The organism is Archangium lipolyticum (assembly GCF_024623785.1).
GTDB classification, from domain to species: Bacteria; Myxococcota; Myxococcia; order Myxococcales; family Myxococcaceae; genus Archangium; species Archangium lipolyticum.
In genome coordinates this window covers 62,371-84,789 of the sequence record NZ_JANKBZ010000037.1, presented here as the reverse complement: position 1 = coordinate 84,789, position 22,419 = coordinate 62,371, and the positions used below count along the sequence as shown (strand labels likewise).

18 protein-coding genes and 1 pseudogene are annotated in these 22,419 nt (G+C 67.5%); 11 read left to right on the top strand and 8 right to left on the bottom strand.

The features are described 5' to 3' along the window. Nucleotides 1–122: 122 nt before the first annotated feature. Nucleotides 123–1,244, bottom strand: a complete 1,122-nt coding sequence (locus NR810_RS44570) for a CDP-alcohol phosphatidyltransferase family protein (protein ID WP_257461673.1) — start codon at nt 1,242–1,244, stop codon at nt 123–125. 159 nt (nt 1,245–1,403) lie between these two features. After that, the gene (locus NR810_RS44565) at nt 1,404–1,514 is read right to left on the bottom strand and encodes a DUF3396 domain-containing protein (RefSeq protein WP_257461671.1); all 111 of its coding nucleotides are present in this window, start codon (nt 1,512–1,514) and stop codon (nt 1,404–1,406) included. A 76-nt stretch (nt 1,515–1,590) separates the two neighbouring features. On the opposite strand from NR810_RS44565, the gene NR810_RS44560 reads away from it, so the two are divergent. Continuing rightward, nucleotides 1,591–2,085: a GNAT family N-acetyltransferase gene (locus NR810_RS44560; RefSeq protein WP_257461669.1), complete on the top strand. Its 495-nt coding sequence runs from the start codon at nt 1,591–1,593 to the stop codon at nt 2,083–2,085. A gap of 21 nt (nt 2,086–2,106) precedes the next feature. Here NR810_RS44560 and NR810_RS44555 read toward each other — a convergent pair whose 3' ends face one another. Next, nucleotides 2,107–3,678, bottom strand: a complete 1,572-nt coding sequence (locus tag NR810_RS44555) for an SDR family NAD(P)-dependent oxidoreductase (protein ID WP_257461668.1) — start codon at nt 3,676–3,678, stop codon at nt 2,107–2,109. 98 nt (nt 3,679–3,776) lie between these two features. Continuing rightward, nucleotides 3,777–4,778: a catalase family protein gene (locus tag NR810_RS44550; protein WP_257461667.1), complete on the bottom strand. Its 1,002-nt coding sequence runs from the start codon at nt 4,776–4,778 to the stop codon at nt 3,777–3,779. A 202-nt stretch (nt 4,779–4,980) separates the two neighbouring features. Between NR810_RS44550 and NR810_RS44545 the strand changes: the two genes are divergently transcribed. The 3 genes from NR810_RS44545 to NR810_RS44535 all read left to right on the top strand — a co-directional run bounded on the left by NR810_RS44545 (nt 4,981) and on the right by NR810_RS44535 (nt 10,328). Further along, nucleotides 4,981–5,187 (top strand): mersacidin/lichenicidin family type 2 lantibiotic, encoded by a 207-nt coding sequence (locus NR810_RS44545; protein ID WP_257461666.1) that lies wholly within the window; start codon nt 4,981–4,983, stop codon nt 5,185–5,187. A 231-nt stretch (nt 5,188–5,418) separates the two neighbouring features. Further along, on the top strand, nt 5,419–8,931 hold the full coding sequence (locus tag NR810_RS44540) for a CARDB domain-containing protein (RefSeq protein ID WP_257461665.1): 3,513 nt from the start codon (nt 5,419–5,421) through the stop codon (nt 8,929–8,931). Nucleotides 8,932–9,059: 128 nt separating this feature from the next. Then, nucleotides 9,060–10,328 (top strand): ABC transporter substrate-binding protein, encoded by a 1,269-nt coding sequence (locus NR810_RS44535; protein ID WP_257461664.1) that lies wholly within the window; start codon nt 9,060–9,062, stop codon nt 10,326–10,328. A 75-nt stretch (nt 10,329–10,403) separates the two neighbouring features. Here NR810_RS44535 and NR810_RS44530 read toward each other — a convergent pair whose 3' ends face one another. After that, nucleotides 10,404–11,354, bottom strand: coding sequence for a LysR family transcriptional regulator (locus NR810_RS44530; RefSeq protein WP_257461662.1), 951 nt, complete (start codon nt 11,352–11,354; stop codon nt 10,404–10,406). Between the two features lie 28 nt (nt 11,355–11,382). Between NR810_RS44530 and NR810_RS44525 the strand changes: the two are divergent. The 4 genes and pseudogenes from NR810_RS44525 to NR810_RS44510 form a co-directional block, all read left to right on the top strand. Continuing rightward, nucleotides 11,383–11,919: pseudogene (locus NR810_RS44525) on the top strand (aldo/keto reductase); the annotation flags it as partial. Between the two features lie 381 nt (nt 11,920–12,300). Beyond that, on the top strand, nt 12,301–13,053 hold the full coding sequence (locus NR810_RS44520; protein ID WP_257461661.1) for a hypothetical protein: 753 nt from the start codon (nt 12,301–12,303) through the stop codon (nt 13,051–13,053). A 218-nt stretch (nt 13,054–13,271) separates the two neighbouring features. Next, the gene (locus NR810_RS44515; protein ID WP_257461660.1) at nt 13,272–13,913 is read left to right on the top strand and encodes a hypothetical protein; all 642 of its coding nucleotides are present in this window, start codon (nt 13,272–13,274) and stop codon (nt 13,911–13,913) included. Nucleotides 13,914–13,985: 72 nt separating this feature from the next. After that, a complete protein-coding gene (locus NR810_RS44510) occupies nt 13,986–14,729 on the top strand; it encodes a hypothetical protein (RefSeq protein ID WP_257461659.1) in 744 nt (247 codons plus the stop codon). A 113-nt stretch (nt 14,730–14,842) separates the two neighbouring features. On the opposite strand, the gene NR810_RS44505 is transcribed toward NR810_RS44510, so the two are convergent. Next, complete coding sequence (locus NR810_RS44505; protein WP_257461656.1) at nt 14,843–17,239, bottom strand: glycoside hydrolase family 31 protein; 2,397 nt, start codon at nt 17,237–17,239, stop codon at nt 14,843–14,845. Nucleotides 17,240–17,346: 107 nt separating this feature from the next. Between NR810_RS44505 and NR810_RS44500 the strand changes: the two genes are divergently transcribed. The 3 genes from NR810_RS44500 to NR810_RS44490 all read left to right on the top strand — a co-directional run bounded on the left by NR810_RS44500 (nt 17,347) and on the right by NR810_RS44490 (nt 20,288). Next, the gene (locus NR810_RS44500) at nt 17,347–17,967 is read left to right on the top strand and encodes a hypothetical protein (protein ID WP_257461655.1); all 621 of its coding nucleotides are present in this window, start codon (nt 17,347–17,349) and stop codon (nt 17,965–17,967) included. Between the two features lie 67 nt (nt 17,968–18,034). Beyond that, a complete protein-coding gene (locus NR810_RS44495; protein ID WP_257461654.1) occupies nt 18,035–18,703 on the top strand; it encodes a thiaminase II/PqqC family protein in 669 nt (222 codons plus the stop codon). Between the two features lie 73 nt (nt 18,704–18,776). Next, on the top strand, nt 18,777–20,288 hold the full coding sequence (locus NR810_RS44490; protein WP_257461652.1) for a vanadium-dependent haloperoxidase: 1,512 nt from the start codon (nt 18,777–18,779) through the stop codon (nt 20,286–20,288). A 59-nt stretch (nt 20,289–20,347) separates the two neighbouring features. Here NR810_RS44490 and NR810_RS44485 read toward each other — a convergent pair whose 3' ends face one another. Then, complete coding sequence (locus tag NR810_RS44485; protein WP_257461650.1) at nt 20,348–20,926, bottom strand: imm11 family protein; 579 nt, start codon at nt 20,924–20,926, stop codon at nt 20,348–20,350. Continuing rightward, entirely contained in the window at nt 20,923–22,413 is a 1,491-nt protein-coding gene (locus tag NR810_RS44480) for an AHH domain-containing protein (RefSeq protein WP_257461649.1), read from the bottom strand. Before NR810_RS44480 ends, NR810_RS44485 begins: the two co-directional genes overlap by 4 nt. Nucleotides 22,414–22,419 lie beyond the last annotated feature (6 nt).

The following is a 22,419-nucleotide window of genomic DNA, read 5'->3' as shown; positions in this document are numbered from 1 at the left end:
CAACGGGGAGGGCCAAACTAGAAGGAGATGAAAGCGCTTGCAACCAGGGCTCGCGTGACGAGGTGCGTCGAAACCTCGTGCGTTCGGACTGTCTGTTTCCGAACGCAGCGGCCACGGGCGGCTCAGGCCGCGAGCTTGTTGCTCACGTGCGGGTGGGGCACGGGCCTGTGCGTCGAAGGCAACCAGAGCAGCGGAAAGCCGATCGCCGGGTAGCGGGAGATCATCTCCCGGAGGTAGCGGTACAGGCCGAGGAGCATTGCCCCCACCATGACGAGGAGCAGGCCGTGGTGGAGCGCGGGCTGGAGGGAGGAAGGCAACAGGGAGAGGGGGATCACGAGGAGGAACAGGGCGCTCTCGGCGGTGAGCCAGAGGGGAGGCTTGTTGACGAGCTGGCGCGCGTGGACGCTGACCGCGAGGCTGCTCATGGCGATGGCGACGAGGGCGCGGGCGGAGAAGACATCGCTCCAGTGCTGAAGCCAGGCCACGTAGAGGCCGAGGATGAGCGCGGGGGCGGTGAGGATGCGCGCGTAGAAGCGGAGGGACGAGAGCGGCGAGCGGTACATGAGGACGAAGTCACGCAGCAGGGACCAGACGCCGAGCCCGAAGGCGAGGAGGCTCAGGAGCGAGTAGGTGAGCTGGAAGCCGGGGGTCTCGAGGACGGCCACGTCGTGGAAGCAGACGGACAGCCCGAGGAACAGACAGAAGACATAGTTCCAGAGGTGGTTGCCGTAGGGCTCGCGCATGATGCCGGTGGCGAAGTAGCGGCACAGGCCGAGGTAGAAGAAGAGCTGCCCGATGGCGGTGAGCAGGACGTAGGGCAGGAGCAGGACGCCGTGCTGGGGGCCGAGCCGGGCGATGATGAGCACGGCCATGGCCGAGTTCACGACGTCGACCCAGTGGTCCCAGAAGTGGCGGGCGGTGGATTGGGTTCCATTGCGCCGGGCGAGGGTGCCGTCCATGGCATCCAGACAGAAGTGGAGGACGCGGCAGACGACCCAGAGCGCATACATCCACCGGGCGCGCTCGAAGTTATGGACGGCGACGAGGAGGAACAGGTGGAGCAGCAGTCCGGGAACGCCGAGGATGACGGGGGAGAGCCTGTAGGGGAGGTGGTGGACGGCGAAGTACCGGCAGGCCTCCCGGACGGACCGGATGAGGGCATCTTCCTCCAGACGCTTGTAGCTCTGTTGCGTATCGAGGACCAATACATGGGGCTCCAACGTCTGTCTTTGCTGCTTGCTCATCGCGATGTTCTCGGTGTTCGTGCGCCACGGGCCGGTTTCGTTGCCCGGGCGACCACGAACAATGCGGAGGAGCGAAACCATGCGCGGTGCGCCAGATCACACCCGGATTGTGGGTTGCGTCACAGCGGGAGGAAGCAGGCACCGTGGTTCGCGGCGCCATCACACCCGGGCGAGCTCGCGGTACGCGGGAAGCGTCCTGCCGCTGGCCAGGTCTCCTGCCTTGGGTTGCTCTCCCAGCGAGATGGCGACGCGCTGCTCGTCTGGCACCACCAGGGTCGTTTCAGCCGAGGCTGTTGACCATTGTGACTGTCGATGTCTCCCTTCTGGAGTCAGGTGAGAGGGTTGCATGGTCCAGCCGTTCGACATTCGTCCATTCCGGCCGGCCGACCTGCCGGCCATGCAGGAGCTCAGGCGGCTCGCGTTCAAGCCCGTCTTCCAATCCTTTCGCGACATCGTCGGTGAGGAGATCGGCGAGAGGGCCTTTTCCGACGCGGACGCGGAGCAGTCCCGGCTGCTCGAGACTCTGTGCGGCACCGGTTCGGGTCACCAGGCCTTCGTGGTCACGGTCAGCGATGAGGTCGTGGGCTTCGTCACGTACTCGCTCGATACGAAGAAGCAGGTCGGTGAGATCGGCCTGAACGCCATGCATCCGGATCATGCCGGCCAAGGTATCGGCGCCGCCATGTACGAATTCGTCCTGGAGCGGATGAAGAGCGCCGGCATGAAGGTGGCCACGGTGGGCACGGGCGGTGACCCCAGCCATGCCCCGGCCCGGCGCGCCTACGAGAAGGTCGGGTTCGGTCGCGCGATCCCCTCGGTGTCGCTGTACAGGCTGTTGTGAGTTGCGGATGGCCGAGCGCCGTCACCAATCCGTGTGGCGGTAGTCCTTGAAGAAGTTGCCCCACACGTACTGGCCGGTGTTCACCGAGGAGATGACCGGATCCACCACGCGCGCCGCGCCGTCGACGATGTCCAGGGGGGGTTGGAAGTCGAGCTCCTGCTGCTTGCGCTCGGCGAGCAGCGCCGGGTCCTCGTCGGTGACCCAGCCGGTGTCCACCGCGTTCATGAAGATGCCGTCCTTCGCGTAGTCGGGCGCCGAGGTCAGCGTCATCATGTTCAGCGCGGCCTTCGCCATGTTGGTGTGCGGATGTTTGTCCGTCTTCGTTCCGCGCGAGAAGCTGCCCTCCATGGCCGAGACGTTCACGATATGGCCGGGCGAGGAGCGGTCACGCGTCATCAGCGGCTTCAGCTTCCCGCAGAGGATGAAGGGCGCCACCGCGTTCACCAGGTGCACCTCGAGCATCTCCGCCGTCGGCACGTCCGCCAGCTTCATCCGCCAGGAGTTCATCCGCCGCAGATCCACCTGCTGCAGGTCCGCGTCCAGCCGGCCCTCGGGGAAGAGGGCGCGCGTGTCTCCCTCCTGCTCCATGGCATAGGGGAGCAGCGACAGCGCGGCGGACGAGTGGATGCCGAGCGCCGGATCCGCGCTGCGCCACGTGGTCTCGATGGCCGAGGCGCCAACGCCGCCTTCACCGGGCCCGGGCCGCACCGCCGCGACGCACGCCTCGTGTCCGGCGAGCAGCGGGCGCGTCTCCGCCGGGAGCGCGTCGAAGGGGCGCAGCTCGCCTTCCAGCAGGTGCGCGTAGAAGCCGGGCGGACGGCGCACCGTCTGCGCCGCGTTGTTGATGAGGATGTCCAGCCGGTGGTGCGTCTGCTCGATGTGCCGCGCGAAGAGCTCGACGCTGGGCGCATGCCGCAGGTCGAGGCCATGGATGTGCAGCCGGTGCGACCACTCCGCGAAGTCGGGCTCTCGCGCGTAGCGGTGCACCGCGTCCTGGGGGAACCGGGTGGTGGCGATCACCCGCGCCCCCGAGCGCAGCAACATCAGGGACGCCTGATAGCCGATCTTCACGCGCGCGCCGGTGATGAGCGCGACCTTCCCGGACAGCGGGGCCCGCTGGGTCCGCTTCGCGTAGTTGAAGTCCGCGCATGGGCCGCACATGGAGTCGTAGAAGAAGTGCAGCTTGCGGAACTCCGCCTTGCAGACGTAGCACTTGCGCGCCACCTCGAGCAGCCGCTCCGGCTCCTCCGAGGGCGGTGGCGGCGGGAGCAGCGGCACCGTGAACACGGCCGTCCGGCGCAACGTGCGGATCTCCGTCGTCGCGCGGAGGCCGCGGTCGTGCTCGCGCTTCGTCTGCTTTCGCTCGCGCCTCAGCGCCTTGGCGAGCCGGGCCTTCGTGTCGCGATCCGGGTGCACCACGCTCCCGGCGGCGGCCAGCAGGGCGATCCGCTCCGCCTCGGGGAGGGTCGCCAGCAGGACGCGATTCTCGCCCATCCTCTGGAGGAGGTGTGTGCACCTGCGCACCTCGTCCAGGGTCAAGGGGACTGGCTGCTCGGCGGGCGGTGGCGTCTGGGCTGTCTCGGCGTCCTTCATGCCACCGGTGAATACCTTTCGCGGCGGTGCTCGGAAAGGACGAGGATGGGGTGGGGCTCGATGGGCCGTGGGGGGACCGTGCCGGCGAGCGGTCCGGCTCAGACGGCCTCGGACGGCTCTCCGATGGGGACATGGTTGCGGCGGCGGCGGTAGTCGGCCGAGGCCTTGTAGACGGCGCGGCGGGCGCGGTTGATGCTTCCCACGGGCGAGTGCTCCGCGAGCGCATGCCAGGGCGAATAGGAGAGGTTGTCGATCGCCTCGGGCTGGCCCGGGGTATCGATGTCCTGCCCCGCCGGCAGCTCGAGCGTGGCCACCTTGATGAGCGGGGAGAGCTCCTCGCTCCAGCGCACGGTGGCCTTCTCGAGGGGCATGGTCTCCGGGTCCTTCTGGAACTGGAGGAAGAAGTCGAAGCGAGCCCCCCGCTCGAGCAGCCGCCGGCGCAGGTCTCGCCGCAGGTAGTTCGGGCCACGCTTCTCCCTCGGGACGGGAGGCGGGTTGCAGGTGTCCGCGCCGGGCCTGACGGCGTATTTGACGAAGCGATCGCCGAACGCGTACGGAACGGTGCTCGAGTAGTGGGCGAGCAGGACGCTCTCCTCGTCCTTCGCCATCTCCTGGAGGATCCGCGCCGTGTCGGGGTGGCTCGAGAGGAAGGCCTCGAAGGCCTCCGGGCTCGACAGGGAGACCTCGGTGAATTCGGCGAACGTCTCGGCATCGTCGACGAAGAAGACATCGTGGTTCTGCAGCACGAAGTCGTGCGTCAGGGCCTGCTCCTCACCGCCGAGGAGCTTGGGGCCCGGCACGTCGAGCAGCTTGATGGCCAGTCCTAGGGTGGAGTTCGCGGCATCGGGGACCTGGGGCACGGTGTCGGAGGAGAAGCGGACCCAGGCGGAGCTCTCCTCCAGGGCGAAGACTCCGACGCGCAGCTCCTGGGGGAGGTCCGGCCGGATGGTGAACACGCCGCGGGCATGGCCCTGGGGCTTGAGGAAGACCGGCCGCTGGACGCGGCGGTCCAGGCCGACGTAGCGGCCCGCCTGGAGGCCGAGGAACAGGTTCTGGATCCGGGTGATCGCCGCGCGCTCGCGGTCCGACGGGGTGTCCATGGGTCCTCCACACGGGGTGTATGCCGGGGCTTTGGAATCCCAGGCATTGAAGACGGAGTGGGCCCGGGGTGGACGTGATGGGGCATCGGGACGCAGGCGGACAACACGGCAGGCGTCCAGCCAGCCGAAGCTCCGGCGAGTCACAGGTATGGCGGGCCACTCCATCCAAGTGCCCGAGCAAGGGCATGACAAGGAGGACGCCATGAGTCGTCGAGAGCAGATCATCCGCGCGTGGAAGGACCCGGAGTACCGGGCGAGACTGTCGGCCGAGCAGCGCGCGGAGTTGCCGGAGAGCCCGGCGGGCCAGTCGATGACGGAGCTCGAGGAGTCGCAACTGGACCACGCCGTGGGCGGCGGACTCCCTACCTTCTCCACGATCATCCGCTGCATCAGGTTGACGCTCGCGTAGGAGTGAGGGCCTATGTCGTCGGAGCTGGGGCCCGTCGCACCGGGCTCCAGCCCTTGATGCATTCTTCCAATGGAAGTGCACACCCGGGTGCGGGCGTGCGCTGACAACCTCCCTCTGTCTGCCTGGCTGCTCGCCGGTGACCCGAAAATCCTCTTCGTTGCCTCTTCACGACGCGGAGACGTGTGAACCGCCTTCGACGTGTGCGTGTCGCTTTCTCGGAAAGAGGGAATGATGAGAGGTAGGAACGTGACGGATTGGACCCGGGCTGGCGGCCTGGTGCTGCTGCTTCTCCAGATGGTCCTCACCGCCTGCGGGGCCCAACCACCGGCTTCGCCGGACACGGGCGCCGTGGCACTCGGGCTGGCGACGAACGTCGCGCTCGGCAAGGCCATCTCGACCTCGGGCCATACCCAGACGTACGTCGCCGCGAACGCGATCGACGGCAACCGGGCCACCTATTGGGAAGGGACGGCCAATGCCTATCCCAATACCCTGACGGTGAACCTGGGTGGCAATCACGACATCACCTCGGTCGTGGTGCAGCTCAACCCGGACAGCATCTGGGGCACGCGCACCCAGAACATCGCGGTGCTGGGTCACGACGCGAGCACGAGCACCTTCTCGACGCTCGTGGCCGCGAAGACCTATACCTTCGACCCCGCGAGCGGCAATCAGGTGACGATTCCCCTGACGGCCACCGTGAGCGAGGTCCGGCTCCAGTTCGCGTCGAACAGTGGCGCCCCGGGTGGGCAGGCCGCCGAGTTCCAGATCTTCGGCACGCCGTCCGGTGGGACGCCGACCTATGCCCTGACCGTCAACAACGGCACGGGCAGTGGCTCGTACGCGGCCGGAACGGTCGTGAGCATCTCGGCCAACGCTCCGCCCGCGGGTCAGGTCTTCAGCTCCTGGTCGGGTGGCGTGGCCTCGAGCTTCGGTAACATCTATGCGGCCTCGACCACGTACACCATGGGAGCGGCGGCGGCGGCCATCACCGCCACCTACGCGCCGAGCACGGGCGGTAGCAAGTACGAGGCGGAGTCCGCCACCCTGAGCGGCGGCGCCGCGGTGACCACCAACCACGCCAACTACAGCGGCACGGGCTTCGTGGAGGGCTACTGGGCCCAGGGCGCGAGCACCCGCTTCAACGTCTCCGTCGCGAGCGCCGGCTGGTACGACGTGAGCCTTCGCTATGGCAACGGCTTCGCCGACTCGAACATCTCCGTCTACGTGAACGGCTCGCGGCTGGTGCAGAGCGCCCTGCCCACGACCGGCAACTGGGACACCTGGGCCAACAAGGCCGAGACCTTCTACCTGAACGCGGGCACCAACCAGGTGACCTACCAGTACGACGCCGGGGACGGCGCGAACATCAACCTGGACTTCATCACCGTCGCGCCCTCGGCCGTGAAGAAGGCCGACCTGATCGTCACCGACATCCAGTGGACCGCGGCGCACACTCCTCCGCAGGAGGGCGAGGCCATCACCTTCAAGGCGGTCGTGAAGAACAACGGCACCGCCGCCAGCCCGGCCGGCGTGCACAAGGTCTCCTTCCGCATCAACAACCAGGAGATCGCCGCCTCGACGCTCCCCACCACGACGTCCATCGCGGCCGGTGCGAGCGCGACCCTGACGGCGAATGCCTCCTGGTCCAGCGCCAACGGCACGTATGCCATTACCGCCATCGTGGACCCGGACAACGCCATCGCCGAGCTCAATGACGCCAACAACAGCCTCAGCGAGAACCTCACGGTGACGCAGCTGCCCGGTCCGGACCTGGTCGTCCGGGGCATCTCCTGGTCGCCGAACACCCCCGCCGCGGGCGCCCCGGTCAGCTTCCTGGTCACCATTGCCAACCAGGGCCTCGACGCGGCCGGTAGCGCCGCCGCCGTCCGGCTGGTCATCGATGGCACGACGACCCTCAACGGCGTGTCCTCCACGGCCCTCGCCGCTGGCGCCACCACCGTCGTCACCCTGAGCGGCACCTGGACGGCCACCAATGGCAATCACACCGTGCTCGCGACGGTCGACCCCGCCAACGCCATCTCCGAGGCCGTGGAGAGCAACAACACCTCGGCCTCCAGCTTCTACGTTGGCCGTGGCGCCAACGTGCCGTGGATCGAGTACGAGGCCGAGAACGGGACGACGAACGGTCAGGTCCAGGGCCCCAGCCGCGCGCTCGGCACCATCCCGGGCGAGGCCTCCGGCCGCAAGGCGGTCGTGCTCAGCTCGACGGGACAGTACGTGCAGTGGACCACCACCGCGGCCGCCAACTCCATCGTCGTGCGCAACAGCATCCCCGACGCTCCCGGCGGCGGCGGCATCACGGCGACGCTGAGCCTCTACGTCAACGGCAGCAAGCTCACCACCCTCACCCTCTCCTCCAAGGAGGCGTGGGTCTACGGTGGCGATGACACCCAGACCAACAGCCCCTCGGGCGGTGCCCCGCGCCGCATCTACGACGAGGCCAGCAAGCTGCTGAGCACCACCATCCCCGCCGGTGCCACCGTCCGTCTGCAGAAGGACGCGGGCGACACCGCCGCGTACTACGCCATCGACTTCATCGACCTCGAGCTGGTCGGCGGCCCCATTCCCAAGCCGGCCGGCTACATCGACATCACGGAGCCGGGACACAGCTGGTCTCCCGCGGTGCCCAACGACGGCATCTCCGACGACAACGCCATCAATCAGGCGATCATGGCGGCCATGGCCGGGCAGTACAAAGGCGTCTACTTCCCGCCGGGCGTCTTCGACCAGACCAACAAGTACCAGGTCAAGGGCATCCCCATCCAGGGCGCGGGCATCTGGTACACGAAGCTCTACAACGCCAGCCTGGCGCAGGACGCGGGCTGGGGTCAGACGGGCTTCATCATCACCGGTGACGGCGCGCAGTTCCGGGACTTCGCCATCTTCGGCAACACCGACGGTCTGCGCACCCAGGGTGGCAAGGCCTGGGTGAACTCGGCCTACAAGAACACCGTCATCGAGAACATGTGGATCGAGCACGTCCAGTGCGGCTACTGGGTCGGTGGCAATGCCGAGTCGACGAACCTGCGCATCAGCAACGTGCGCTTCAGGAACACCGGCGCGGACGCCGTCAACCTCTGCAACGGCACCAAGGACAGCGTCGTCGAGAACTCCCACGCCCGCAACACGGGCGATGACGCGTTCGCCATCTGGTCCGCGACCGACCTCTATCCGTTCCCGGCGACGAACAATGTCATCCGCAACTGCACCGTTCAAATCACCTGGCGCGCCGCGGGCTTCGCCATCTACGGCGGCCGCGGAAACCGGATCGAGAACAGCATCGCCTACGACACGCTCACCTATCCCGGTCTGACCGTCAGCTCCGAGTTCCAGCCCTATCCCATGGAGTCCGCGACGATCGACGGCCTGACGCTCGTGCGCACCGGTGGCACCTACTGGGGCGGGCAGCAGTTCGGCTCCATCTGGCTGCGCGCGGACATGAACCCGACCAACGGCATCACCATCCGGAACGTCGACGTCATCGATCCGACCTACCAGGGCATCAGCATCCAGAGCAACAACGGGGGCGTCTTCACCAACGTCGCCTTCGAGAACATCACCATCTCCAACCCCACGACCTACGGCATCCAGGTCCTGTCCACCGCGAAGGGCAGCGGCACCTTCACCAACGTGACGGTGAACAACGCCCCCAGCGGCAAGGCCGTCAACCAGAGCAACGGTGGCTTCTCCATCGTGAACGGCGGCGGCAACAACTGGTAGGCTGAATCCACGGGTTCATTCCTCCGAGGCCGCCCATTCGCATGGGCGGCCTTTTTTCTTTCCGGGCCGGGAGAATGAGGGATGCTTCCGCGCGTCGTCCTTACCCCCCCTACAGGAGGCAATTCCGAATGCGTCGAATGATGCTGGCGATGAGTGTCGCCACCACCCTGGCCGTCCCCACCGTGGCCGCCGCCGAGACGATCGCCATCGCGTGTGGCACCGTTGGCCAGGAGTTCGAGCTGTGCAAGTCGGGTGCGGAGGCCTGGGCCAAGAAGACGGGCAACGAGGTGAAGCTCGTCAGTGGCTCCACGGACGCCAGTGAGCAGCTCACGGTGTTCCAGCAGCAGCTGTCCGCGGGCGCGACCGACCTCGATGTCCTTCGCATCGACATCGTGTGGCCCGGCATCCTCGGCGCCCACCTCATCGACCTGAAGCCACACATCCCCAATGACGTGGTGCAGCAGCACTTCCCGGCCATCGTGCAGAACAACACGGTGGAGGGACGGCTGGTGGCCATGCCCTGGTTCACCGACGCGGGCGTGCTGTACTACCGCAAGGACCTGCTCGAGAAGCACGGCCAGAAGCCGCCCACCACCTGGCAGGAGCTGGCCACGGTGGCCAAGACGGTGCAGGACGCCGAGCGCAAGGCCGGCAACGCCAAGATGGTCGGCTTCGTCTTCGAGGCCAAGGCGGCCGAGACGCTGACGTGCAACGCGCTCGAGTGGATCGACTCCTTTGGCGGCGGGACCATCGTCGGCGAGGATGGCAAGGTCACCATCGACAACCCGAAGGCGGTGGAGGCGCTGAAGACGGCGGCCTCGTGGATCGACACCATCTCGCCGCGCGGCGTGCTCAACTACGAGGAGGAGGGCGCTCGCGGCGTCTTCCAGTCGGGCAACGCGGTCTTCATGCGCAACTGGCCGTACGCGTGGGCCCTGGCCAACGCCCCGGACAGCCCCATCAAGGGCAAGGTGGGCGTGGTGGCCCTGCCCAAGGGCGGCGCGGACGGCAAGTCCACCGGCACGCTGGGCGGCTGGCAGCTCGCGGTCTCCAAGTACTCCAAGCACCCGGCGCTCGCCGCGGATCTGGTGAAGTACCTGACGAGCGCCGAGGAGCAGAAGCGCCGCGCCATCCTCGGCGCCTTCAACCCCACCATCGTGAGCCTCTACAAGGACAAGGAGGTCCTCGCGGCCAACCCGTTCTTCGGCACCCTGCTGGACACCTTCACCAACGCGGTGGCGCGTCCGGCGAAGGTGACGGGCTCCAAGTACAGCCGCGTGAGCGCCGACTTCCGCAACGCCGTGCACTCGGTGCTGTCCGGCTCGGGCAAGCCCGACGCGAAGCTCAAGGACCTGTCCAAGAAGCTCGGCCGTATGAACAAGGAAGGGAAGTGGTAGTCCTTCCCCTGCCGTAGCACGCCGCTGTCGGGCTCCTCGCTTCGCCCGGCAGCGGGTGCGGTCTTCCCGGGGTGGCTAAGTAGCATCCCTTCGCGTCGGGTTGCGGCGCTGCAACCGCGCCTGGGAGGCCTTGGGGCGTCGCACTTCGCGCAGGTAGTCGACGAGAGCGCGCAGCGCGGGCGAGGCGTGTCGGCGATGCGGGTAGTACAGGTAGAACCCGGGGAAGGGCGTCGAGAACCCCTCCAGCACCGTTACCAGCTCGCCGCGCACCACCAGTTCGCGGATGCGGTCGTCGTCGGCCAGGGTGAGCCCCGTCCCTGCTCGCGCCAGGCGCAGATTGAACGCCGGGTCATTGGTGAGGACGCGCGCCGCCACGTCGACGGAAAAGTCCCGCCCGTTCTCGGTGAACTCCCACCGGTACGGCGGCGCCTCCGCTGCCGGGTGCCAGTTGATGCACTCATGCTCCACGAGGTCGCGCGGGTGCACGGGCTTCGGGCGTCGCGCGAAGTACGATGGCGCGCCCACCACGTTGAGTCGCAGCTCCCCGGACACCGGCACCGCGACCATGTCCTTGTCGATGACCTCGCCGAGCCGGACTCCGGCGTCGTAACCCTCGGCGACGATGTCGAGCGGCTCGTCGGAGAAGTACAGGTCGACCCGGACGTGCCCGTACCTGGCGAGGAAGCCGGTCATCAGTTCACCGCCCAGGAAGCCCTCGGCCGCGCGTGCGACGAGCAGCCGCAGCGTGCCGCGCGGCTCACTCCCCAGATCCCCCGCCTCGGCCACCGCGGCGCGCAGCTCGCCGAGCGCAGGCCCCACGCGCGCGTAGAGCCGCTCACCAACGCCCGTCAGGTGCAGGCTGCGCGTCGTGCGCTGCACGAGCGCCACGCCGAGCCGCTCCTCGAGTTTGCCCAGCGCCTGGCTCACCGCGGAGCCGCTCACGCCCAGGCGCTCGCCGGCCTCGCGCAGGCTCTTCGACTGCGCCACGGCCACGAACACGGCCATGCCCTCGAGTGCGTCGTCCATTCGGAAGCGCAGCTTGCAAGCGCATCCAGCGGAGGGCTCGCTGAGGCGGCTGCGCGTCGAGGCCATCGACCTCTACTACCAGCACCGCGTGGACCTCGCCGTGCCCATCGAGGACGTGGCGGGCACGGTGAAGGACCTCATCGCCGAGGGGAAGGTGAAGCACTTCGGCCTCTCGGAGGCGGGTGCCCAGACCCTCCGCCGCGCCCACGCCGTGCAGCCCGTCGCCGCGCTGCAGAGCGAATACTCGCTCTGGTGGCGTGAGCCCGAGCAGTCGGTGCTCCCCCCGCTGGGCAAGGGCTTCCTCACGGGGAAGATCGACGAGACCACGACGCTCGACCCCACGGATTTCCGCAACAAGATTCCACGCTTCTCGCCGGAGAACCGGAAGGCCAACCAGACGATGGTCGAGCTGGTGAGCCGCATCGCCGCGCAGAAGCGGGCCACGCCCGCGCAGGTGGCGCTCGCGTGGCTGCTCGCCCGCAAGCCGTGGATTGCCCCCATCCCGGGCACCACGAAACAGCACCGCCTCGAGGAGAACCTTGGCAGCGCCACCGTGCAGCTCACGCACCCCGCGGCCATGCTGGCCGCCATCGACCGCTGAATCACCATCAACGAGGGGAGGCGTGCTGGCGCGAGCCGTCCAGCAGAGCGCCGGCAATGTGCGGCTGCACGCCTTCATCTTCGCCTCCAACCACTTGCACCTGCTGGTATGGGCCCGGAAGGTGGGGCGCTTGGTCTCTCCGACGTGTTGGACGACCGCTCGGTGTGAGCCTCCCGCCTGGGGGACACGGCGTGGAACGAAGCAACCCGGGTAGTTGGGGTAGAAAAGTTCGAGAAGACCGAACCTGCAACGACGATTCGTGGAGCATGTGACATCCAAAATCCTGCCTGTGTCTTGAAGGGCAATCGTTCATGACGAACGAGAGCACTCAAGGACGACAGCTCGATGAACTCCATTTCCAAGAACCTGCTCCTCCTCCTTTGCACGGCTGGCACCGCCGCGTGTGGCCCCGAGTCCGCCCAGCCTCAGGAGGTCGAGAGCCAGGCGCTCGGTCAGAGCGAGCAGATGCTGAACCCGCCGCTGCAGGATTCGCAGCAGTGCAATCTGCCCGCGGGCCGTTACGTGGTGGCGGCGAAGCCGACCTCCCTGGCCAACGTCTACGACGTCTCCTTCTACAATGACGTGTACGACTCCAACAACAAGCCCTCCACGGGCTGCAAGAGCATGATCTTCGTGTGGAACGAGTTCGCCACGCCGGTGCCTCCCACCCCGCCGTCGGCGGATCAATTCTCCATCCGCCTGTTCGAGGGGTGGTGGTACGGCTCGTCTCCGACCTCGGGGCAGCGGCGCTTCGCGGTGAAGGCGGTCTGGCGGACGGAGTACCGGGTGTCCGTGTTCCCGACCACCTATCAGGCTCGCTTCTACACCAACGGCGAGTTCTACAACTACGGCGCGACGTTCAACGTCATCACCCCGGGCGTCGATCAGAACCACAGCGTGTGGAACTACATGGCCTCCGCGGGTCAGGACTTCAACACGATCACCATCACCCCCTGGAACACGGACACCAGCATCGTGCAGTCGCTCTACCTGGAGTCGGGCACGACCCGGCTCGGAGGCACCGAGCTGGTGCGCGACGGCAACGGAAGCTGCCCGGCGGGCTACACCTGCGCTCCGGTGCCGCCGACCGGGTGGTAGTCGCCGCCCCTCTTCCTTCCCGTTGACGCGCGGTTGCGCGCGCGAGCGGGACTCGAGTTCCATTCCCTTCCAGCAACGAGACGTTGAACCATCAATGACAGACGCAGTCAAGGGTATTGCAGTTCAAGAATGAAGCAGAACCATTGGCGACTGAAGTTCTCCGTGTAACTCACATTCACTCATCAACAACTGATGAGCAAAAAAAAGAGGGGAAGTCCATGTTCGTGAAGTATTTCGGTCGGGCGACCGTGATGGCGCTCGTGTCGGCGTCTCTGTTTGGCTGCGGTGGGTCTGAGATGGGTCTGCCCGATGGCGACGCCGCGGAGAGCGGGGTGGTGACAGAGCCCACGGCCACGGTGATGCAGGGGCTGACCCGTGGTGACGTGGACTACCGGGCCTGGCGGTGGGTCGACGTGCGCATGCCGTACTGCGGTGGCGTGAACGGCGGCCCGGACGCCATCTGCGGTGGCACCTGCGTGCGCAACGGCGACGCGAACACCGCGGAGTGGAACGGGTACCGCTCCGACTGCTCGGGTCTGGTGTCCTGGGCGTGGGGTGTTCCCGGTCCGGGCTGGACGACGGGCACCATCTACGGCGACACCAACGTGACCCAGCGCGTGGGCTACTGGGACATGCAGATGGGTGATGCCATCACCACCCACAACGCCAGCACCAACAAGGGCCACACGATGATCTTCCACGGCTGGAACGCGGATGGCTCGGCTCGCATCTTCCAGGAATTGCAGTGCGGGACGGTCGCCCAGGACGTCAACATCCCGTTCGTGAAGAACTCGGATGGCTCGCTGAAGTGGACCGCCGACGGCCGCACCTACTGGCCGGTCCGCAAGAAGGTCCTCTAGTCACGCGGTGGGGTTGACCGGGGCTGGAGTCCGCTCCAGCCCCGGTCCTTTCCCGCCGTGATGGAGCCATCCATGCACGCCGACGTTCCTCCCGCCTTTCATTTCGTGTTGGCGCAGGCACCCACGCCGCCTGTGTCCTCGCGCCTCGAGGTTCCCCCCCAGCCGGCCACCGAGGTGCGCTCCGAGTCCATGGTGGGGACCCATCCCATGCTGGTGATGGGGACGCCCGAGGCCGCCTTCCTGTGGCCGCTCGCCACGTTCACCCCGCCCGACAACCTGCAACTGTTCATCTCGGCGAAGCTGGTCCATCCCGCCTGGAAGACACGCAAGCCCGACTTCTCCTCGGGGAGCTACACCCTCCAGGCGGACGAGCCGTTCGACCTGTCCGCCGTGCGCGACGGGAAGCTCAAGAGCCTGAAGGTGTCCATCTCCAAGGCCGGCGCCGCCAGCCCGGAGTGGAAGGGCGTGGAAGTCCAGGTGAAGGCCGTTCCCTGGCACAGCCAGCTCCACCCCCGCAGCGCCTCGGTCCCGCGGTTGCTGTACCGGGTCTTCGGCTCGCCCGGAAACACCTTCCTCGTGCACGAGCTGTCCGGCAGCCCGGACTTCCATCACGTCCTCAAGGTGAAGTTCAAGGACCGGCGCTTCACCGCGGAGCAGCTCGCGCTCGGCTCCCTCGTGGACGTGAATGACATGCCCAACGTCCGGGGCGCCCGGTTGAAGCTGGGAGACTCGCCCCAGGGCACGCTGCTCGACGAGAAGCCGGTGTCGTTCAAGGTGGAGCGCGAGCTCCTGTTCCGTGAGGTCGTCGCTCCCTGACCTGGCCGGCGCGCATCGCTGGGCCTCTCTCCTGAGGAGGCCCTTCGCAAGGCGGGCTGCCTCGCCAAGGGCTTCTGGCTGCGCCATTTGTTCGAGAACTTCTGGCTACCTGCTTAGAGCCGGACCTCCACGCGGCTCCACCCCGCCTCCACCTCCAGCAGGAGCAGGCCGTCCACGAAGCGGTGCTCCCGCGCGCCGAGCACCTCGCGCGGCGTGGACAGGGCGTAGACGCACAGCGTCTCCGTCTCGCGCGCCAGGGGCAGGGAGCCCTCCACGCTCCGCTCCAGCACGAAGCGGTCTCCCTTCCACTCACCGGCCAGCCGCGTCAGCCGCGACGCGCCGTAGCCGTCTCCCGCGTCCTCGTAGAGGCGGGCCTCCACGCGCTCGGCGGCGTGGATGTGCCAGGTGAGGTGCGCCCAGTTGGCCGAGGTGGTGTGCTGCGCGGGCTCGGTGAGGGCCAGCGCGCCTCCGGCCCGCAGCCACATGGGTACCGAGCCCAGCGGCGCCTCGGCGAGGACGTGCTGGCGGCCGTCGAGGGCCTCTCCCGACAGCCCGAGGTCGAAGAAGGGCAGCCACCGGCCCTCGGGCAGGTACACGTGCCGGCGCGTGCGGCCCTGGCGCACCACGGGCGCCACGAGCAGCTCCCGGCCGAAGAGGAACGCGTCGTCCATGCGCAGCGCCTCCGTGTCCCCCGGCGCGTACATGACGAGCGGGCGCAGCGCGGGCAGGCCCTCCTGCGCGGACTCGTGCATGAGCGAGTAGAGCGTGGGCAGCAGCTGGTAGCGCCGCTCGAGCCACTCGCGGGCGATGGACAGGTAGGGCTCGCCGAAGCGCCAGGGCTCCTGGAAGCGGGTGCCCTTGGCGGAGTGGTTGCGCAGCAGCGGGTAGAAGGTGCCCAGCTGCTGCCAGCGCACGAGCATCTCCCCGGTCGCGTTGCCCATGAAGCCGGACACGTCCGAGCCGGTGAAGGACACGCCGGACAGGCCCAGGCCCAACAGCATGGAGATGGACAGCTCCATGTGCGACCAGTAGCTGGAGTTGTCGCCCGTCCACACCGCGGTGTAGCGCTGGATGCCGGCCGAGCCCGCGCGCGTCAGGAGGAAGGGCCGCCGCTCCGGTGCCAGCTGGCGCAGGCCCTCGTACGCCGCGCGGGCCATGCCCAGCGCGTAGACGTTGTGCACCTCCAGGTGGCGCTTGTCGCCGTGCCGCGCGTCATGCGGCAGCGTGGGCCCCGCCACCTTGCCCATGTCCGTCGCGGGCGCGGAGATGATGGAGAAGGTTTCATGGCCGTTGATGAGCCGGAAGCAGGCCGGCTCGTTCATGTCGTTCCAGAAGCCGGCGATGCCCGCCTCCACGAAGCCCCGGTGCAGCCGGCCCCACCACGCGCGCACCTCCTCGCGGGTGAAGTCCGGGAAGGTGGCGGGCTTGGGCCACACCTCGCCGAGCAGCACGTTGCCCCGGTCGTTGCGCACCAGGTAGTCGCCCGCGAGCGCCTCTTCATAGACGGGGTAGCCCGGCTCGGCCTTCACGCCGGGGTCGATGATGGTGACCAGCCGCACGCCGTGCGAGGCCGCCTCCTTCGCGAGCCCCGCCGGGTCCGGGTAGCGCGTCCGGTCCCATGTCCAGACCTTGTAGCCCTCCATGTAGTCGATATCGAGGTACACGCAGTCCAGCGGGAGCTTGTGCGCGCGGTAGCCGTGGATGACGGAGCGGATTTCGTTCGCGTTCTCGTAGCCCCAGCGGGACTGCTGCGCGCCCAGGCTCCACAGCGGGGGCAGGGGAGGGCGTCCGGTGAGCGCGGTGTAGCGCCGCACCACGTCCGCGGGCATGGGGCCGGCGAAGAGGTAGGTGTCCAGCTCGGGCCCGGTGGAGTCCCAGCGCACGACCGTGGAGTCCTCGGCCGCCACGTCCGCCTCCAGCCTCCAGGACTCGTCGAGGAAGAAGCCCCAGGCGACACCGTCGCGCAGGCCGAGGCTGAAGGGGATGGACTGGTAGAGGGGATCCGTGTCCGGGTGGTGCGGCACCACGTCCGTGTTCCAGAAGACGAAGTGCATGCCGCGCTTGTCCAGCGCGCCCACCTTCTCGCCGAAGCCGAGCCAGGCCTCGTCGGGAGGCGCGTGCAGGGAGAGGCGCGAGCGGAAGCGGGTGACGGGGTAGTCCGGCATGGCCTCACCGGAGAAGCCCTCGCACCGGGCGAGCTCCCGGCCGGAGGCGTCGCGCAGCAGCCAGGTGCCCTGGGCGAGTTGCACCTCCAGGGACAGCTCCTCCGTGGTCACCACGGCGCTCTGGCCGTCCTTCTCGCGGTGGACGGAGAGGGGCCGCTCCCCCTGCTCCACGACGGCCCAGGACTGCTTGGGCGCAAGCTCGCGGGGTCCGCGCGAGGAGTGGCCGAGGGAGGGGATGTGGCGCAGCCGGAGGACTCCGGGAAGGGGGCTGCGGACCTCCAACGCGGTGCGCGGACCCCAGAAGGTGATGCGGGTGGACTCGATGGAAATGTCGTCGAAGCGCATGGGCGCGCGCAGCCTATGCTCTGGGAGCCGCCGGGCGGCACTTCTTCGTGCCATCCGTTGGATAATCGGGTGTGGAGAGGGAGAGGATGCGCTTGGGACGGAGATTCATGGGGTCACGGCACGGGTTGTGGCTGGGGGCCGCGTGTCTGCTCGTGCTCGCCCTGGGCGGGTGGCTCGCGGTTCGTTTCGGAGCCTCCCCGGCCCCGGAAGCAGGGTCCGTGGAGCGGCCGCCCGTCAAGACGGTGCCGCCCTCCGAGCCTCTACCCGTGGAGCCCCCGCCGGTGGTCCGGCGCGAGCCTCCCAGGCCGCCGAAGCAGGAGCCACCGCCGGCCGCGTCAGGGGACGTGGCGGAGACGCCAGCGCCGCCGGCTCCTCCGCCCGAGGAGGAGGTGCTCGCGGATCCGTTCGAACCTCGGGGCGACCAGGAGGCGCCGATCCGCACGCTGGTGTCGGTGGGGGACATCCAGCTTGGCGTCATCCGGGAGTCCGCGCGGATTCGAGACGAGGCGGGACTGATGAAGGTGCTCGTCCGGATTGGCGATGACCTGGAGAAGCGCTTGGGGAAGCCGGGCGCCCCGGATCCGCAGGAACTGCTCGATGGCTATCGCGAGGAACTCGGCAAGTACATGGATGGGATGGTCGAGCTGAGTGGTCCCGGCTTCAGGATTGGCACGGAGGTCGGTCCACCGTTGCCTCGCGAACAGTGGTGGAAGCCGCGCGCGCGGTGAGCTGTCACCGGGAGACGTGCGTGGACGGAGTCGTGTTGCACTCCCACTCGAACGAGGAGGACCCGTCATGAAGCAGGCAGCCCAGGTGGTGAAGGAGATCAGCGAGGCGCTCCGGGAAGTGGACGAGCAACTGCGCAACCATCCCTACCCCGCGGCGTTGGAGCGGGGCGAGGTGACGGTGGAGGCGCTGCGAGCCTTTCCCGGTACCCAGTACCACGTCGCCACGAGTGACCTCCGCTCGATGGCGATGATGGTGCAGCGCTTCGGTCACACCCCGGCGCGTGATTTTCTCTACGGCATCCTGCAGGGCGAGGTCGCCGCGCTGGATGGCCTGCGCGTGCTGGCGCGCAAACTGGGAATGACGCAGGAGGAGTTGGAGCGGTACGAAGTCACGCCCGAGGGCTTCGCCTACGCCACCAACATGGCCTGGATGGCGGCCAACGTGTCCGCGGCGGAGTTCGTGGTGGGCATCCTGGTCAACTTCCCGGCGTGGGGCTTCACCTGCGGCCGGATGAGCCGGGCACTCCGGGAACGCTACGGCTTCACGGAGCGCGAGACCGTGTTCCTGGATGCCTTCGCGAACCTGCCACCGCTCGAAGGCGCCACGCTCCCCATCATCCAGGAAGGGTTGGACCAGGGGGTGGAGCCCCGGTTGCTCCACCGCTCGGCGCGCTTCTTCCAGGCTTACGAGAAGATGTTCTGGGACGCGATGATGGCGGCCGCGTGGGTTCGATGACGGACACACGGTATGTCCCGCATCGCCGGGCCGTGGCCGGCTTGTGTGGGAGCCCATGTGTAACATCCCGCGCATGACCCCATCCCGACGTCTCATTCTCTCTCTCGTCCCATTGCTGTTGCTGGGCGCGTCCGCCCATGCGGCGCCTCCCACTGCGGCAACGCCCTCCGCCGCGTACCAGTGGCTGGACATCACACTCGAAGCCACGGCCCGGGAGGTGGACCGGCGTGGCGCGCGGCCCACGGTCATCTCCCGCGCGCACGCCATCGCCATGACCGCCATGTACGACGCCTGGGCGGCGTACGACGCACGGGCGGTGGGCACCCGCCTGGGGGGCACCCTGCGCCGGCCTCCCGCCGAGCGGACCCTGGCCAACAAGAAGAAGGCCATCGCCTACGCCACCTACCGCGCCCTGGTGGACCTCTACCCGGAGGACCGCGCGTGGAGCGCGGACCAGATGCGGCAGCTGGGGTTCGATCCGGATGACACCTCGACCGACGTCTCCACCCCCCAGGGCGTGGGCAACGTCGCGGCGGCCGCGGTCCTCGCCTGGCGGCGGCACGATGGCTCCAATCAGTTCGGTGACGAGCCCGGCTCCAGCGGCGTCCCGTACTCCGACTACACCGGCTACGCGCCCGTCAATCCTCCGGACCGCATCATCGACCCCGACCGGTGGCAGCCCATCACGTTCGATGACGGGAAGGGCGGCACCCTCACGCCGGGCTTCCTGACGCCACACTGGTACCGGGTGAAGCCGTTCGCGCTCCAGTCCAGCAGCCAGTTCCGGCCGCCGCCTCCCCCGAAGGTGGGCTCGCACCAGCTCGCCCGGGAGGTCTGGGAAATCATCTACTACAACGCCCATCTCACCCCGGAGCAGAAGGCCCTCGTCGAGTTCATGCGCGATGGCCCCCGCTCCACGGCGCAGTCCGGCCACTGGCTGCGGTTCGCGCAGGACGTGTCCCGCCGCGACGGGTTCGGCCTGGACCAGGACGTGAAGCTCTTCTTCAGCGTGAGCAACGCGGCCCTGGATGCCTTCATCGCCGCCTGGGAGTCCAAGCGGTTCTACGACTCCTCCCGCCCGTGGACGCTGGTGCGTTACTACCGCGCGGGTGACGAGCTGCTGGGCTGGGTCGGTCCGGGCCAGGGCGTGGACAAGATTCCCGCCGAGCAGTGGCACCCGTACTCGCCCGCCACCTTCATCACGCCGCCGTTCCCGGGCTATGTCTCGGGGCACAGCACGGTGAGTGCAGCCTGCGGCCGGGTGATGGAGCTGTTCACCGGCAGCGACTACTTCGGGAAGGTGGAGCATCTCACCGCGGGGGCGCTCACGGAGCCGGGCTTCGCCTGCAACATCATCCAGCAGCGCAAGGGCAAGCCCTCCAAGGACACGCCCGAGGACTGCGAGGTGACCCTGGAGCTGCCGACGTTCAGCGAGACGGCGGAGATGGCCGGCATCTCGCGCGTGATGGGCGGCTACCACATCCAGGCCGACAACATCGCGGGACTGGAGCTGGGGCGGCAGGTGGCGGATTACCTCTGGCCCCGGACGCGCGCCTACTTCGACGGCACGGCGCAGGTGCCCTGAGCACGGCACTCCGGTGAGGTCCGGGCCTTCGGGCCCGGGCCTCCTGGCTCGAGGGACGCTCAAGCTTCGATGAACCGGGTACCCGTGATGCCCGCCGCCTCCATGGCCAGTTTGAGTCGCTCGGAAACGATGAGGGCCACGGTCCAACCCCAGGGGCGAAAGATGTTGGCGTCACCTGCCCTGGCCGGGTCCACTCTCAGCCCCACGACGTTCCGGTATCTTCCCAATTTATCCGGGCGACCATCTTCGGGCCGCCAATAGAGCACCTCTTCACATCGAGCATCGTCGATGCACCGGAGAGTCCGCAGCGTGTTGAGGATGAAGTAGGGCTGGGATTGTCCCTGCACGCGCGCGGGGATGAACTGCACTTCATCCTGGAGCTCGAGGCTCTCGAAAACGGAAACCACACGTCCGCTGACAACGGGGGTGGCCAACTCCGTCAAGCTGAAGTCGAGCGCGCTTCCAGGATGGCCCACTCCAATCAAAGGAGTGCCTTCCAGGTTGATGACCTTTCCCTGATCGAATAGCCAGGGGTCCATGGGCTGGCCTCGATCATCGACATCGAGTTGGCTCAAGACCCACCGTCCGGGAATGCGCATGTCGTCCGACAGGTCGAAATATCTGGCGTGGGTGTTCATTTCTTCCTTGTGACGAGTTTGTTGAGCTTGGAGCCTGGCTTGCAAACATCAGCGGCGATGCTGTCGAGCTCGTCTTCCAAACTGCTCCGGCAATCCTCCGCTGTCCTGCATGTTCTGAGGGCATCACGGAGCCGGCGGAAGACTTCGTTGTGATACTCCTCGGGGTGAGGACCCTTGTGGCCCCTGAGAAAAACGATATTGACCAGATCGTTCAGGCGGAGTCCCGCGCGCTTGAAAAGTAGCTCGAAGCGTGGCGTCCAGGGGCCTCCATTCCTGTCGGAATCCTCGTTCTTGTCCGTGGCGATGTGGTGGCCCTCGTTGTCGTCCTCCTTCTTCGGGGCGCAGTCTCCCGATACCCGCGCGGCCTTGAGCGCGTCCTTGACGGCTGAGGCACTCGCGCCCAGCGTCGCACCCATGAGCAAGATGGTCCCGTCTGCTGTCGAGGTCACCGTGCTTGCTGCCTGGGAAATCTCCACCGCCCCGTCCGCCGTGGCCACCGACAGGAAAGCTCCTTCCGAGGAGGCAACGGTCTTCTGCACGGAGACGCCAACCTTGCCGAGCTTGTCCCAGAGCCCTCCACTCCCAGGCGTCATGGGCACTTCGGAGTGCTTGCCGGCCAATCTGCCCACCGCGACCGTCACGAGGATTCTCAGCCCCACGCCCCCAATGGCCTCTCCGAAGTGTCTGGAAGCATCTTCCAGTGCGCTCTCCGTCATCGCCGCTGACGACTCGTCATACAAGCGTTTGACCGCCGAGGTCACCGCCAAGACTTCCGAAACACCGTAGGTCGCCATGAGCCAGAAGGTGAGCGCCGCCACGGCTCCCTTCGAGATGAACGGTTCGGGTGTAGCTAATGCGACCAAATAAAGAGTCATGGAGATTGCCATGGAGGCAATGAAGACGGGCGAGGTGAACATCTCCTCGGCCGCTTGTTGGGCACCAGGCCCCATGTGCCTGGGTGAGCGTTCGAGTGCCAGGAAGAAGAGGCTGTCTTCCAACGGTCCAGCTTCGTCGAGTCGGCCGACGTCCTTGGAGTTGTAGAATCCCGTGTAGTCCTGGCGGATTCGTTTCTCTACTCCTGGTGACAGGATTCGCCTGGGCTTGGATTTCCCCTCGGACTTGGAATCGGGAGGGCATGGCTCCTGGCTTCCAAGAGCTATCGGTAAGGCGAGCTTGAGGGCGGTGGGTTTTTCTCGTGTTCCCGCTGGGAGCGGCGCCACCTCTCCGTACACGCCTTCGAAGGCTTTGAGGATGGCCCGCACGTCCTCACGAGAGAGTGGCGCCGCGTCCTTGGGGGTCAATGGCCGTAGCGGAAACGTGAGAGACACAGAGTAGCCAGCGCTGGGGTCCCAGTGTCCGCGCGTATCCACCGGTACCTTCACACGAAGACGCTGGCCCTCCATGGCGTTGGCTCGTGTCGTGAACGGGAAGAGCACGAGCAGCAGGAGAACGAAGTGGCAGAGCGGTGGCGGGCTGGGATGTCCCATGGGCGG

What these genes read in the sequence shown, in the direction of transcription:
- NR810_RS44535 (WP_257461664.1), top strand. Translation starts at nt 9,060, where the DNA reads ATGCGTCGAATGATGCTGGCGATGAGTGTCGCCACCACCCTGGCCGTC.
- NR810_RS44490 (WP_257461652.1), top strand. Translation starts at nt 18,777, where the DNA reads ATGACCCCATCCCGACGTCTCATTCTCTCTCTCGTCCCATTGCTGTTG.
- NR810_RS44570 (WP_257461673.1), bottom strand. Translation starts at nt 1,244, where the DNA reads ATGAGCAAGCAGCAAAGACAGACGTTGGAGCCCCATGTATTGGTCCTC.
- NR810_RS44485 (WP_257461650.1), bottom strand. Translation starts at nt 20,926, where the DNA reads ATGAACACCCACGCCAGATATTTCGACCTGTCGGACGACATGCGCATT.
- NR810_RS44510 (WP_257461659.1), top strand. Translation starts at nt 13,986, where the DNA reads ATGCACGCCGACGTTCCTCCCGCCTTTCATTTCGTGTTGGCGCAGGCA.
- NR810_RS44480 (WP_257461649.1), bottom strand. Translation starts at nt 22,413, where the DNA reads ATGGGACATCCCAGCCCGCCACCGCTCTGCCACTTCGTTCTCCTGCTG.
- NR810_RS44545 (WP_257461666.1), top strand. Translation starts at nt 4,981, where the DNA reads ATGAGTCGTCGAGAGCAGATCATCCGCGCGTGGAAGGACCCGGAGTAC.
- NR810_RS44555 (WP_257461668.1), bottom strand. Translation starts at nt 3,678, where the DNA reads ATGAAGGACGCCGAGACAGCCCAGACGCCACCGCCCGCCGAGCAGCCA.
- NR810_RS44515 (WP_257461660.1), top strand. Translation starts at nt 13,272, where the DNA reads ATGTTCGTGAAGTATTTCGGTCGGGCGACCGTGATGGCGCTCGTGTCG.
- NR810_RS44560 (WP_257461669.1), top strand. Translation starts at nt 1,591, where the DNA reads ATGGTCCAGCCGTTCGACATTCGTCCATTCCGGCCGGCCGACCTGCCG.
- NR810_RS44530 (WP_257461662.1), bottom strand. Translation starts at nt 11,354, where the DNA reads ATGGACGACGCACTCGAGGGCATGGCCGTGTTCGTGGCCGTGGCGCAG.
- NR810_RS44550 (WP_257461667.1), bottom strand. Translation starts at nt 4,778, where the DNA reads ATGGACACCCCGTCGGACCGCGAGCGCGCGGCGATCACCCGGATCCAG.
- NR810_RS44495 (WP_257461654.1), top strand. Translation starts at nt 18,035, where the DNA reads ATGAAGCAGGCAGCCCAGGTGGTGAAGGAGATCAGCGAGGCGCTCCGG.
- NR810_RS44500 (WP_257461655.1), top strand. Translation starts at nt 17,347, where the DNA reads ATGGGGTCACGGCACGGGTTGTGGCTGGGGGCCGCGTGTCTGCTCGTG.
- NR810_RS44505 (WP_257461656.1), bottom strand. Translation starts at nt 17,239, where the DNA reads ATGCGCTTCGACGACATTTCCATCGAGTCCACCCGCATCACCTTCTGG.
- NR810_RS44520 (WP_257461661.1), top strand. Translation starts at nt 12,301, where the DNA reads ATGAACTCCATTTCCAAGAACCTGCTCCTCCTCCTTTGCACGGCTGGC.
- NR810_RS44540 (WP_257461665.1), top strand. Translation starts at nt 5,419, where the DNA reads ATGAGAGGTAGGAACGTGACGGATTGGACCCGGGCTGGCGGCCTGGTG.